The following is a 12,331-nucleotide window of genomic DNA, read 5'->3' on the forward strand; positions in this document are numbered from 1 at the left end:
TGGCGAAGCGCTCGCTCAGGCCTGCAACACGACGGTGTCGGCGATCTGGTCGTGCAGGCAGCGGCGCGACGCACGGAAGATGAAGAGGCTGTCGATCAGCACGTAGATCGGCCCGAGCAGCGGCCAGATGGTCGTGAAGAACGCCGGGCCGTCGCGCAGGGCCAGGATGCGTCCGATCTGCGCCCGCGAACCGTCGGGCCGGGCAATGCGGATCTTGAACAGCGCCTTGCCGATGGTCTGGCCGCGAGTGGCCAGCAGATAGCCGTGCAGAACGAGGTAGAGAACGATGCCGGAGGCCGCGCTGGAGATGCGTGGCTCCCAGAGTCCGAGGCCGTCGTCCTCCCAGAGGTTGATGGGCGTGAACTTCGCCAGGAGCCATATCACGGCGATGGAGATGCCGGCATCGAGCATCGCGGCCAGAAACCGCGTGCCGCGCGTTGCGAGTTCGCCGGGCTGCGTCTGGCCCGGCTGCAGCACGTCCTCCACATGGGATTGCGGAGGCGCGTAGCGCGCGTCCTGCGACTGATCTTCCATGCCCGTCCCTCTCCGAAACGATTGATTTTCGGAAGATTCTAGTGGGTGGGCTGCTCCGGCAGTGGGCGAACAAGGGCACTCTGCAGGTTGCGCAGGTCGTCCAGCAGCAGGCTCAGGGGTGCGGCCAGGAGTGCATTCGACAGGGAGTCTTGCGACGCCTGCGCGCAGCGGTCGAGCCCATCGAGGTCCGGTGGCGCGCCCTTGCCCGCGAGCGCATCGGCCATGCCGGCGACTGCGGCACCGGCAGCCTGCGCCGCTTCGCGCCATGCGGCGTCGGCCTGCGCGCCCTGCATCTGCCGGAACACGCGATTCAGCACCACGGCGTCCTGGAAGATGCGCGCCGCCAGCCGGGCCTTGTCGCGATAGGCGCTGTGCCCCCCGGCGGTGCCGCGGCGCCACCACCGCGCCTCCAGGTCAGCGCCGCCGGCCAGCACGGCCAGCCGGCCCAGCGACGCGCGCGTGCCCGCGTGAATGCGCTCCGCCTCGGCACCGGCAGGCCTTCGCGCAGCGGCCATGCGTTTCGCGATGCCGTGCAGCAACGCGGCGCAGCCCTCGTCGAAACGCGCGCCCGCGTGGTACTCGGACACGAGCGTCGAAACCGCCAGCGCCACTCCCACGCCGATGCCGATCTGCGCCATGCGCAGCAGCGCAACCTGCAGCGCCGAATGGCCGGGAATACCGCCGGCCGACAGGATGATCAACGCGGCCACCGGTGCGCTGCGCAAGCCCGGCGCAGCCGCGCTGGCAAACGCCAGCAACATGACGACGGCCAGCGTGGTCGCCAGCATCGGCGCGCCGTGGTGCTGCAGATAGACGCCGGCCAGGCCGCACAGCGCGCCGGCGGCCGTGCCGCTCACGCGGTTCCATCCGGCATCGAGCGTGGAGCCGGCGCTCGGGCGCATGACGATCAGCACGCTCATCACCGTCCAGAAACTTTCGGGCAGGTGCAACGCGGTGGCGACGCCCCAGGCGATGGCCACCGCCGCTGCCAGTTGTACGCCGGGACGCCAGCGGCCATGGCGCCAAGGGCCAGTCAGGCGTTGCAGTGCCGGGGCGCCGTTCATGCTCCTGGCGCCGGTGGATCGCTGCTTTCCAGCGCGGCGGCGATGCCGTCGATCAGCCCGCAGGCCTGCAGCAGCAAGGCGCGCTGATCGGCATCGAGCGTGGCGCCGATCACCTCGGCCAGTGCCGCCTCGCGCGAACGCATGAGCGCCTTCAGGCGGCGTATGCCCTCGGCCGTGAGAGACAGCAGCCATTGGCGCCCATCGGTCGGGTGCGGCGTGCGGCCGATCCAGCCTTCGGCTTCCAGCTCGGCCAGCAGCCGGGTCAGCGACTGGAGCTTGACGCGTTCGAGCCCTGCCAGCGTGGTGGGCGTGCACGGCCCATGCCGATGCAACTGGCCGAGCACGCTGAGCTTGGCCACGCTGGGGCCATCAGGCGCGGCGCTGCCGCTGCGCAACTGGCGCGTCAGCTGCGACACCGAGGTGCGAAGGCGCGAGGCGCATTGCGCCGGATCCGGGATGGTGGAAGCCATGCCCAGATTGTAAGACTAATCTTGGTACTTTGGAGCCCGGCGTCAGCCCCGGTTCGGCGACGAGTTCACCGGATAGGTGACGGCGGGCTGGGCAGCAGCGGGAGCAGGCGGCGAGGCGACCGGCGTTGTTTCCGTGGGCGTCCCGGCTTCGTCCTCCGCTTCCGGGCCTTCGAGGAAACGGTCGAGCAGCGCGAAGAAGCGGTCGTAGAAGCGCTCGTCGGTCAGCGTTTCGCTCGCGACCTTCACCATCGCGTCGTCGCTGCCCGAGAACGGCAGCGAAAGCGAGCCGATCGCGCCCACGCCCAAGCTGGCCGAGTTGTTCACCTTCTTGATGCCGTAGCGGTCCTGCAGTGCGGTCGCAAAAGCCACGGTGCTCTTGCTGGCCTTGCCGCTTCTTGTGCTCTCGCGCGCGCAGACCACGCGGAACTCGACCTCGACATGCACCTCGGCCGCCGGCTGGAAGCTCTTGCGCCCGGTCACGAGGTCGGCGTTGGCGGCCGTGATCATGTAGCCCTGGCTCAGCAGCGCGCGGCGCGCGGCCTCGCAGGTCTGGGCCTCGGTGGCCTCGTAATCTCGGGTGTGGGTGGTGGTCGAGCCGAAGGCTTCGGGCTCGTAATTCACGCGGCGCGATGTGCTGCCGCAGCCGGCAAGTACAAGGGCGGACAACAGGCCGAGTACGAGAACCCGGGCGCGAACAACTGGGAAAGAAGTGAGGTGCATGGACGGCATGGAGCGGCGAATGCTAACCGGCGCCTTGCCGGCAAGGCTTCGAGCGCGCCCGCGCGCCAGCGTTCCCTGCCGCGCGAGATTTTCAGGACCAGGGCAGCACGTGATGCGCGCGCACCCGCGTCGCCGCGATCAGCCGTGCATTGGGCGCGTCGGTGCTCGCCACCCAGGCGCGCGCCTCCTCGGCGCTGCGGCCGAACTGCTGGTGGCGCCGCACCAGGCGCTCTTCGCGCACCGCATCGTCGATGTCCACGTACCAGACCTCGTCGAACATCGCCGCCGCGCCAGCCCACGGGCCGACGGCGTGCAGCAGGTAGTTGCCTTCGCTGATGACAAGCTGCGTCGTCGGCAGCACCGCAATGGCGCCGGCAATCGGCTCCTCGATCTCGCGGCGGAATTCGGGGGCGTAGACGATGTCGTCATCGGGCCGCTGCTCGCGCAGGCGCTGCAGCAGCGCGACATAGCCGGCGCTGTCGAAGGTATCGGGCGCGCCCTTGCGGCCGGAGCGGCCGAGCCGTTGCAGCTCGACGTTGGCGAGGTGAAAGCCGTCCATGGGGACGACCTGGGCGCGATCTGCACCCACCGACTGGAGCAGCGCCGCCGCGAGCGTGGACTTGCCCGCACCGGGTGCGCCGACCAGCCCCAGCAGCTTGCGCTGCCCGCCGGCCATCAGGGCCTGCAGGCGGGCGACGCTGTCCGCTGGGAGAGGAGGAAGTTTCTGCGCGGGGATGGTGCTCATCCCCCGAGCGTACCGTCCCCGAGCGTCAAGAAATCATCAGGGGTACAGGCCGCGCTCTTGACGAGCCATCAGGATGCGCTCGCAAGCCACCGCATACGTCGCCGTGCGCAGCGTGATCTTGTGCTTGTCCGCCGTGTCCCAGATCTGGTTGAGCGCGTTCATCATGATGCGGTCGAGGCGCACGTTGATCTCGTCTTCGTCCCAGAAGAAGGACGAGAAGTCCTGCACCCATTCGAAGTAGCTCACGGTCACGCCGCCGGCGTTGCAGATCACGTCGGGCACGACCAGCACGCCGCGCTCGGCGAGGATGTCGTCGGCGGTCGGCACCGTGGGGCCGTTGGCGCCTTCGAGCACCAGCTTGGCGGTGGTCTTCTGTGCGCGCTCGGCGGTGATCTGGCCTTCGAGTGCGGCCGGGATCAGGATGTCGCAGGCGACGTTCCAGAAGTCTTCGTTCGGCACGATGTCGCCGCCGGCCTTGAAGGCGACCACGCCGTCCTTGTTGGCCACCGGGATCAGCTTGGCCAGGTCGAGGCCGTTGGTGTTGACGATGGTGCCGGTGTGGTCCTGCACCGCGACGATCTTGGCGCCGGCTTCCGCGAACAGTTCAGCCGCGACCGAGCCCACGTTGCCGAAGCCCTGCACGGCGATGCGCGCACCGCGCAGGTCCATGCCCAGGCGGCGAGCGGCTTCACGGCCGGTGACGAACACGCCGCGGCCCGTGGCCTTGACGCGGCCCAGCGAGCCGCCCAGGTGCAGCGGCTTGCCGGTAACGACGCCGGTGGCGGTGCCGCCGACGTTCATCGAGTAGGTGTCCATCATCCACGCCATGATCTGGCCGTTGGTGTTGACGTCGGGCGCGGGGATGTCGGTGTGCGGGCCGATGATGATGCCGATCTCGCTGGTGTAGCGGCGGGTGATCTTTTCCAGCTCCTGCAGCGACAGCTTCTTGGGGTCGACGCGGATGCCGCCCTTGGCGCCGCCGTACGGCAGGTTGACGGCCGCGGTCTTGATGGTCATCCAGGCCGACAGCGCCATCACTTCTTCGAGCGTGACGTCGGGGTGGAAGCGCACGCCGCCCTTGCCCGGGCCGCGGCTCATGTTGTGCTGCACGCGGTAGCCCTCGAAGTGGGCGATGGTGCCGTCGTCCATCTCGATCGGCACGTCGACGATCAGCGCTCGCTTGGGGCGCTTCAAGGTTTCGACCCAGCGGGCCAGCGGGCCGAGGTACGGCACGACGCGGTCGACCTGCGAGAGATAGGTGCCCCACGGGCTGTTCGCGGTCGGATTGACGAAGGAGAGTTTTTCGCTCATGAGAGATCCCTTGGTTTAAACGGGTGGCCGCAACGATAGACCTCTCCCGCGCGTCGCGCCATGGCTTATGCGCGCCGCGCTGGCGGTTATGCAAGAGAGGTTTGGTTTCGCAGCCCCGGGCGGCACATCGCATCGATGTACCTGACAGAAACGTCATCTACGGGTTATCGACCCCGCGGATGCGCTTCGTAGAGTTGGCTTCACCAACCAAGGCAACCCAACCACCCTCAAGGAGTCCCGAATGAACAAGCAAGCTTCCGCCACCCGACTGCTCGGCACCGCCACCCTCGCCGCCCTGCTGGGCGTGATCGCAGCGCCGAGCTTCGCCGGCAACTACGCCGAGGGCGATCCGCGTCCCGTGCCGCTGACCTCGTCGACGACGCGCTCCGCGGTGACCGCCGACGCAGTGCAGTGGCTGAAGACCGCGCCCACGCAGGGCTACACCAGCGGCTATCAGCAAGAGGCGGTCGTGGTCTCGGCCAACACCCGCGCCGCGGTGGCGGCCGACACGCGGCTGTGGATCCAGTCGGGCCTGGCAGCTCAGCAGAGCGGCGAAGCCGGTGCCGATATGACGAAGCCCGGCTACCGCCAGGCGGCAGCCGAATACACCAAGCTGCGCGCGAGCCCCGCCTACGGCGCACTGGTCGACCAGCTCAAGAATCAGCAAGCGGCGGCACAGTCGCAGACCCAGGTTCGCTGAGAGCGCGCGAAAGAGCTGGCGGCGCACGGCGGCGCCCTGGGTAGGCCAGGGTAGACCGCCGCCAGCGCCTTGGTTCTATCTCCTATGGTCAGCGGTCATAGGCCGCATCTTCCGCCAGCAATCAGCGTTCGGGCCGGATAATCTTCTGATGCTCGACCTGGACCGCATCGATCTCCGGCTGCTGAAGATCCTTCAGGAGGACGGCCGCATCACCAACCTCAAGCTGGCCGAGGCAGTGGCGCTCTCACCCACCGCGGTGCTGGCGCGGGTACAGCGGCTCACGCGCGACGGCTTCATCCTGGGCTACGAGGCGCGGCTCGATCCGCACAAGCTGGGCCGCGGTTTCACCGTCTTCGTCGAGGTGCTGCTCGACCGCACCACGCCCAATGTGTTCGACCAGTTCAAGGCCGCCGTGCAGGTGCGCGACGAGATCATGGAATGCCACATGGTCGCGGGCGGCTTCGACTATTTGCTCAAGACCCGCATGGCCGACATGGCCGCCTACCGCGAGTTCGCGGGCACCGTGCTGTGGCAATTGCCCGGCGTGCGCGAGACGCGGACTTATGCGGTGATGGAAGAAGTGAAGAGCAGCGCGCGCCTCCCGCTGGGGGTGTGAGCGCGCCAGCTGACCTCAGGCGGGCTTGCGTGCCCGCCCACCGAAGATCGCCGTGCCGACACGCACCATCGTGCTGCCTGCGCTGATCGCCGCTTCAAGATCAGCGCTCATGCCGAGCGACAGCGTGTCGAGTTCGATGCCCGCGTCGCGAATCGACTGGTACACGGCATGCGCGCGCAGGCACAACGCGCGCTGCGCCTCGAAGTCCGCCGCCGGTTCGGGGATCGCCATGAGCCCGCGCAGCCGCAGCTGTGGCAAAGCCGCCACAGCGCGTGCCAGCGCCAGTGCCTCTTCAGGCGGCACGCCGGACTTGTTGGCGCCGCCGTCCACATTAACCTGAAGGCATACATTGAGCGGCGGCAGGTGAGTCGGCCGCTGGGCCGACAGGCGCTCGGCAATCTTCAGCCGGTCGATGCTGTGGACCCAGTCGAAGTGCTCGGCCACGGGCCGCGTCTTGTTGCTTTGCAGAGGGCCGATGCAGTGCCATTCGAGGGTGGCGCGCAGATCGGCGAGGGCTTCGATCTTGTCCAGACCCTCCTGCACGTAGTTCTCGCCGAAGGCCGACTGGCCCGCCGCATGCGCCTCGCGCACCGCCTCCGGCCCGAAGGTCTTTGACACCGCCAGCAGCCGCACCTCACCCGGGTCGCGGCCGGCCGTTACACATGCCTTTGCGATCCGGCTGTTTACTTGCTGGAGGTCGTCGCCAATCATCGTCATAATCGTCCAAAATCGTATCAAAACGTCACCGAACTCGAGCCGAGGAGCCCCGTGGACATCACCCAATTGCTGGCGTTCAGCGTCAAGAACAAAGCCTCCGACCTGCACCTTTCCGCAGGCCTGCCGCCCATGATCCGCGTGAACGGCGACGTGCGCCGCATCAACGTCGACGCGCTCGATCACAAGGGCGTGCACGCCATGGTGTACGACATCATGAGCGACACGCACCGCAAGCACTACGAAGAGTTCCTGGAGGTCGACTTCTCGTTCGAGATCGACGGCCTTGCGCGCTTCCGTGTGAATGCCTTCAACCAGGCGCGCGGCGCGGCCGCGGTGTTCCGGACCATTCCCTCGAAGATCCTGACGCTGGAGCAGCTGAACGCGCCAAAGATTTTCGGCGAACTCGCGCTCAAGCCGCGCGGACTGGTGCTGGTGACGGGCCCCACGGGCTCGGGCAAGTCGACCACGCTGGCGGCAATGGTCAACTACCTCAACGAAAACGAATACGGCCACATCCTCACGGTGGAAGACCCGATCGAGTTCGTGCACGAGTCGAAGAAGTGCCTGATCAACCAGCGCGAAGTGGGCCCGATGACGCTGTCGTTCTCGAACGCGCTGCGCTCCGCACTGCGCGAAGACCCGGACGCCATCCTGGTGGGTGAGCTGCGCGACCTCGAAACCATCCGCCTCGCCATGACCGCGGCCGAAACGGGCCACCTGGTGTTCGGTACGCTGCACACCTCGTCGGCCGCCAAGACCATCGACCGGATCATCGACGTGTTCCCGGGCGAGGAAAAGGAAATGATCCGCGCGATGCTGTCGGAGTCGCTGCAGGCAGTGATCTCGCAGACGCTGTGCAAGACCAAGGACGGCCAGGGCCGCGTGGCGGCGCACGAGATCATGCTGGGCACGCCCGCCATCCGCAACCTGATCCGCGAGGCCAAGGTGGCGCAGATGTACTCCACCATCCAGACCGGCCAGGGCTCGGGCATGCAGACGCTCGACCAGAACCTGACAGAGCTGGTGCGCCGCAATACCATCTCGGCTGCAGAAGCCCGCGGTAAAGCCAAGATTCCCGAGAATTTCCCCGGCTGATCCACAGCCCTTCGGAGCACAGACATCATGGAACGCGATCAAGCCAGCCAGTTCATCAACGACCTGCTCAAGCTCATGGTGAGCCGCAACGGCAGCGACTTGTTCATCACCGCCGACTTTCCGCCGGCCATCAAGGTCGACGGCAAGGTCACCAAGGTGTCGCAGCAGGCACTGGGCGCGTCGCACACGCTGGCGCTCACGCGCTCGATCATGAACGACCGCCAGACGGCGGAGTTCGAGCGCACCAAGGAATGCAACTTCGCGATCTCGCCGACCGGCATCGGCCGCTTCCGCGTAAACGCTTTCGTGCAGCAGGGCAAGGTCGGCATGGTGCTGCGGACCATTCCCGCCAAGCTGCCGACCATCGACGGCCTGGGCATGCCGCAGATTCTGAAAGACGTGTCGATGACCAAGCGCGGCCTCACCATCATGGTGGGCGCCACGGGCTCGGGCAAGTCGACCACGCTGGCCGCGATGATCGACTGGCGCAACGAAAATTCGTACGGCCACATCGTGACGGTGGAAGACCCGGTCGAGTTCGTGCACCCGCACAAGAACTGCGTGGTGACGCAGCGCGAAGTGGGCATCGACACCGACAGCTGGGAAGCCGCGCTGAAGAACACGCTGCGCCAGGCGCCAGACGTGATCCTGATGGGCGAAATCCGCGACCGCGAGACCATGGAGCATGCGGTGGCCTTCGCCGAAACCGGCCACCTGTGCATGGCCACGCTGCACGCCAACAGCGCCAACCAGGCGCTGGACCGGATCATCAACTTCTTCCCCGAAGAGCGCCGCGCACAGCTGCTGATGGATCTGTCGCTGAACCTGCGCTCGCTGGTCTCGCAGCGGCTGGTGCCAACCGAAGACGGCCAGGGCCGGGTGGCCGCGGTTGAAGTGCTGCTGAACACGCCGCTGATTTCCGACCTGATCTTCAAGGGTGAGGTCGGCGAGATCAAGGAGATCATGCGCAAGAGCCGCAACCTGGGCATGCAGACCTTCGACCAGGCGCTGTTCGACCTGTTCGAAAGCCACTCGATCACCTTCGAAGATGCCATCCGCAACGCGGACTCGGCAAACGACCTGCGGCTGCAGATCAAGCTGAACAGCCAGCGTGCGCGCAGCACCGACTTGGCCGCCGGCACCGAGCACTTCGCTATCGTTTAGGCGGCAGTCAATCGATCGTTCGCTGCCACGCAGCGAAGATTCCCGCCGCCAGCGCAACCACCGCCATCGCGGTGAACCCGTCCAGCGAGGCCATGAACGTGGCCTGCTGTTCGAGCGTGCGATACAGCGTGCCCAGCGCCATGACATGCGCCTCGCCGGCAGCGTGGCCCGCCGCCGCGAACCCACGGGTCAACGAATCCAGCGCCTGCATGAAGCTCGCGTTCGCGGGATTGGCCGATTCGCTCAGCCGCACCTCGTGCAGCGCCAGCCGGTGCTGCTGCAGCGCGATCACGCTCGAGGTCGCGAATGAAATCGCCAACTGGCGCACGAGGTTCTTCAGCCGGTAGCCGTGCGCGAACTCCTCTGCCGCGAATGGCTTGAAAGTGAGGTTCGCCACCGGCAGCACGACGAACAGCATCAGCAGCCCGCGCAACAGCAGCGGCACCAGCAAGGCCTCGCGCCCCGCCTGCGGCGTGACCCGCGACAGCCACCACGCCGCCAGCGCCGCAATACCGAAGCCCGTGACGATGAGCCATTTCTTGCGCGCCAACCGCGCCGAGTACTTCAGGTAGACGAACACCAGCAGCCCGGTCGCGAGCGAGGCCGCGCCCGTGAAATAGCCGGTGTTGCCCACGGTGAAGCCGAGCCCGCCTTCCATCATCCGCGGCAGCAGGTAGCTGAAGCCCGTCGAGAGGTAGTAGTAGACGACGTAGAGCGCCAGCCCCACGCGAAACGACGCGTTGCGCAGCGCATGCAGCCGCACCAGCGGCGCGGGGTGTTGCCATTGCTGCCAGCCGAACCACGCGAGCCCCGCCACGCCGGCGATGGTGAGGCCGATCAGCGCTGGCGAGCCAGTGAACAGCTCGAAGTGCGAGCGCGTCAGCACCACCTGCAGCGCAGCCTGCGCGAGTGCGAACACCACGTAGGCGACGTAGTGCGGCTCGGTGCGCTCGTGCGGCTCGACGTCGCCGATGTCGGGCAGCGTCCAGAGCACGAGCAGCCCGATCAGCGCCGCAACCGGCGCGGTGCTCGCGAACAGCCAGCGCCAATCGAAGTTGGTCACGAGAAAGGCGCCCGCGATGGGCGCCAGAGCGCCGCCGAAGACGATCAGCACCATGAACGCCTTCAGCGCCTTGGCGCGACGCGCCGGCGGAATACCGATCTGGATCAGGATGCGGCAGGCGCCGAGCATCGGGCCGACGAAGTAGCCCTGCACGGCGCGCGCGAGCGTGAGCTGCATCGAGCTGTCGCACAACGCCGCGCCCACGCCGCCCAGGGCAAAGGCGAACATGCAGACGGCCAGGTAGCGCCGGTAACCCAGCCGCTCGATCCACGCATGCTGATGCAGGATGCCGAGCACCGCGCCCAGCGCATAGGCGCTCGAAGCCCACACCAGTTCGTCGGGCGAGGCGTTGACGCCGCCGGCGATGTAGCTGGCGAAGAAGGCGAACAGCGCGTTGTCGAAATAGTCGATGGCCGTGACGAGGCCGATGGCCCAGGGCAGCAGCGCGGCCGCGGCATTGCCGCGCGAAGGCCGCGCCAGAGCCGAAGTGTTCATGACGCTGGCCGTTCCTTGCGGCGCTGTTCGAGCGCCTCTTCCACCGGCTCGCCGGCCAGGCGACGCTCCACATAGTCGAGGTCGCGCCGCAATTGAGCCTGTAGCGAAGCCGCCTCCTTGAGCTCCCTGCGGACCTGCGCCACGCGCGCATCGAGCGTGTCCAACTGCCCGGTGAGCGTTTCGCGCAGCGTCTTGAGCGAGGCGTTCGACAGCCGCGGGCGCCCGCCTTCGGCCGGCGCCTCCATCGGCTGCTGCAGCATCGTGGTGATGGCTGTCAGCGAAAAACCCAGCGAGCGCATGCGCAGCACACGCGCCAGCTTGTCGAGATCGGCCTGCTCGTAGAGGCGGTAGCCGCCCTCGCTGCGCACCGGCACCACGATGCCCAGCTCCTCGTAGTACTTGAGCGTGCGCGGCGTCACGTCGAGCTGCGCCGCGGCATCGCGCACGGTGATGGTCTTGGCGGGGCTCGGGTCGGTCATGGTGGAGGCATTCTACCCAAACCTGTACGTTCACGTACAGGTTGAGGCCATCGCACCTGTCGCGGAATGGCTTTAAGCTGTCGCCCCATGAGCAGCATCAACACCCGCACCTACGAATCCGTCCCCGCGCAGACAGTGGCTTTCCTCGGCCTCGGCGTCATGGGCGGCCCCATGGCAGGCCACCTGGCCAAGGCCGGCCACAGCGTCACGGTCTACAACCGCACACCCGCCAAAGCACAGGCCTGGGCCGCCGAGTTCGGCCCGCCCGGGCGCCATGCCGCCACCCCGCGCGAAGCGGCCGCCGGCGCCGACATCGTGTTCTGCTGCGTCGGCAACGACGACGACCTGCGCTCAGTGGTACTGGGCGGCGACGGCGCTTTCGCCGGCATGAAGAAGGGCGCGGTGCTGGTCGACCACACGACCGCCTCGGCCGACGTGGCGCGCGAACTCTCCAAGGCCGCGCAGGCACTGGGCCTGCACTTCATTGACGCGCCGGTCTCGGGCGGCCAGGCCGGCGCGCAGAACGGTGCGCTCACCGTGATGTGCGGCGGCGACGCGGCGGCATTCGAACGCATCAAGCCCGTGGCCATGGCGTTCTCGCGCGCAGTCACGCTGCTGGGCGAAAGCGGTGCCGGCCAGCTCGCGAAGATGGTGAACCAGATCGCCATCGCGGGCCTGGTGCAGGGCCTGTCTGAAGCCATCGCCTTCGGCCAGCGCGCCGGGCTCGACATGGAGGCGGTGCTGGGCGTCATCAGCAAGGGCGCGGCCCAGAGCTGGCAGATGGAGAACCGCGGCAAGACCATGATCGAGGGCAAGTTCGACTACGGCTTCGCGGTCGACTGGATGCGCAAGGACCTGGGCCTGGTGCTCGACGAGGCCAAGCGCAACGGCGCGCGCGTGCCGGTGACGGCGCTGGTCGACCAGTTCTATGCCGACGTTCAGCAGGCCGGCGGGCGACGCTGGGACACGTCGAGCCTCATCATTCGACTCAAATGAAAAAAGCCCGCTGATGCGGGCTCTTTTCATTGCGATGACCCGTCCTGACCTGGGTTGACACCTTTTCCCTCAGAAAAGGCGAGTCAATGGAATCAGGCATCAAACGCACGCAGCGGGACTACACGCTGGCTTTTAAGCTGTCGGTGGTCGATCAGGTAGAAA

Annotated in this window: 14 protein-coding genes; 5 read left to right on the forward strand and 9 right to left on the reverse strand. The window is 67.3% G+C overall.

Annotated elements, in window-relative coordinates; genetic code table 11:
• Window positions 1-15: 15 nt before the first annotated feature.
• From ACZYSP_RS34520 to ACZYSP_RS34545, 6 genes are all read right to left on the reverse strand, one after another.
• The gene (locus tag ACZYSP_RS34520; RefSeq protein WP_093057677.1) at window positions 16-534 is read right to left on the reverse strand and encodes an RDD family protein; all 519 of its coding nucleotides are present in this window, start codon (window positions 532-534) and stop codon (window positions 16-18) included.
• Window positions 535-572: 38 nt separating this feature from the next.
• Entirely contained in the window at window positions 573-1,598 is a 1,026-nt protein-coding gene (locus tag ACZYSP_RS34525; RefSeq protein ID WP_489019063.1) for an FUSC family protein, read from the reverse strand.
• Window positions 1,595-2,068, reverse strand: coding sequence for a MarR family winged helix-turn-helix transcriptional regulator (locus ACZYSP_RS34530; RefSeq protein WP_093057679.1), 474 nt, complete (start codon window positions 2,066-2,068; stop codon window positions 1,595-1,597). Before ACZYSP_RS34530 ends, ACZYSP_RS34525 begins: the two co-directional genes overlap by 4 nt.
• A 42-nt stretch (window positions 2,069-2,110) precedes the next feature.
• Window positions 2,111-2,689: a DUF2242 domain-containing protein gene (locus ACZYSP_RS34535; RefSeq protein ID WP_489019066.1), complete on the reverse strand. Its 579-nt coding sequence runs from the start codon at window positions 2,687-2,689 to the stop codon at window positions 2,111-2,113.
• 190 nt (window positions 2,690-2,879) lie between these two features.
• Window positions 2,880-3,533 (reverse strand): nucleoside/nucleotide kinase family protein, encoded by a 654-nt coding sequence (locus ACZYSP_RS34540; RefSeq protein WP_489019068.1) that lies wholly within the window; start codon window positions 3,531-3,533, stop codon window positions 2,880-2,882.
• Between the two features lie 36 nt (window positions 3,534-3,569).
• Window positions 3,570-4,844 (reverse strand): Glu/Leu/Phe/Val family dehydrogenase, encoded by a 1,275-nt coding sequence (locus ACZYSP_RS34545; protein ID WP_093057682.1) that lies wholly within the window; start codon window positions 4,842-4,844, stop codon window positions 3,570-3,572.
• Between the two features lie 241 nt (window positions 4,845-5,085).
• Here ACZYSP_RS34545 and ACZYSP_RS34550 point away from each other — a divergent pair, with 241 nt between their 5' ends.
• Both ACZYSP_RS34550 and ACZYSP_RS34555 read left to right on the forward strand, forming a co-directional pair.
• Window positions 5,086-5,544, forward strand: coding sequence for a hypothetical protein (locus ACZYSP_RS34550; protein WP_093078981.1), 459 nt, complete (start codon window positions 5,086-5,088; stop codon window positions 5,542-5,544).
• A gap of 148 nt (window positions 5,545-5,692) precedes the next feature.
• On the forward strand, window positions 5,693-6,160 hold the full coding sequence (locus ACZYSP_RS34555; RefSeq protein ID WP_093057684.1) for an Lrp/AsnC ligand binding domain-containing protein: 468 nt from the start codon (window positions 5,693-5,695) through the stop codon (window positions 6,158-6,160).
• A gap of 15 nt (window positions 6,161-6,175) precedes the next feature.
• Here ACZYSP_RS34555 and ACZYSP_RS34560 read toward each other — a convergent pair whose 3' ends face one another.
• Window positions 6,176-6,877, reverse strand: a complete 702-nt coding sequence (locus ACZYSP_RS34560; protein ID WP_093178457.1) for a YggS family pyridoxal phosphate-dependent enzyme — start codon at window positions 6,875-6,877, stop codon at window positions 6,176-6,178.
• Between the two features lie 51 nt (window positions 6,878-6,928).
• Here ACZYSP_RS34560 and ACZYSP_RS34565 point away from each other — a divergent pair, with 51 nt between their 5' ends.
• Together ACZYSP_RS34565 and ACZYSP_RS34570 are read left to right on the forward strand one after the other, a co-directional pair.
• The gene (locus ACZYSP_RS34565) at window positions 6,929-7,972 is read left to right on the forward strand and encodes a type IV pilus twitching motility protein PilT (RefSeq protein ID WP_007833310.1); all 1,044 of its coding nucleotides are present in this window, start codon (window positions 6,929-6,931) and stop codon (window positions 7,970-7,972) included.
• Window positions 7,973-7,999: 27 nt separating this feature from the next.
• Window positions 8,000-9,136, forward strand: coding sequence for a PilT/PilU family type 4a pilus ATPase (locus ACZYSP_RS34570; protein ID WP_093057686.1), 1,137 nt, complete (start codon window positions 8,000-8,002; stop codon window positions 9,134-9,136).
• A 7-nt stretch (window positions 9,137-9,143) separates the two neighbouring features.
• Here ACZYSP_RS34570 and ACZYSP_RS34575 read toward each other — a convergent pair whose 3' ends face one another.
• Complete coding sequence (locus ACZYSP_RS34575; protein WP_489019072.1) at window positions 9,144-10,694, reverse strand: MFS transporter; 1,551 nt, start codon at window positions 10,692-10,694, stop codon at window positions 9,144-9,146.
• The gene (locus ACZYSP_RS34580; protein ID WP_489019074.1) at window positions 10,691-11,173 is read right to left on the reverse strand and encodes a MerR family transcriptional regulator; all 483 of its coding nucleotides are present in this window, start codon (window positions 11,171-11,173) and stop codon (window positions 10,691-10,693) included. The genes ACZYSP_RS34575 and ACZYSP_RS34580 overlap by 4 nt, the downstream gene beginning before the upstream one ends.
• Before the next feature lie 87 nt (window positions 11,174-11,260).
• Between ACZYSP_RS34580 and ACZYSP_RS34585 the strand changes: the two genes are divergently transcribed.
• Entirely contained in the window at window positions 11,261-12,169 is a 909-nt protein-coding gene (locus tag ACZYSP_RS34585; protein WP_093057689.1) for an NAD(P)-dependent oxidoreductase, read from the forward strand.
• Window positions 12,170-12,331 lie beyond the last annotated feature (162 nt).

The organism is Variovorax sp. F042, from assembly GCF_057814215.1.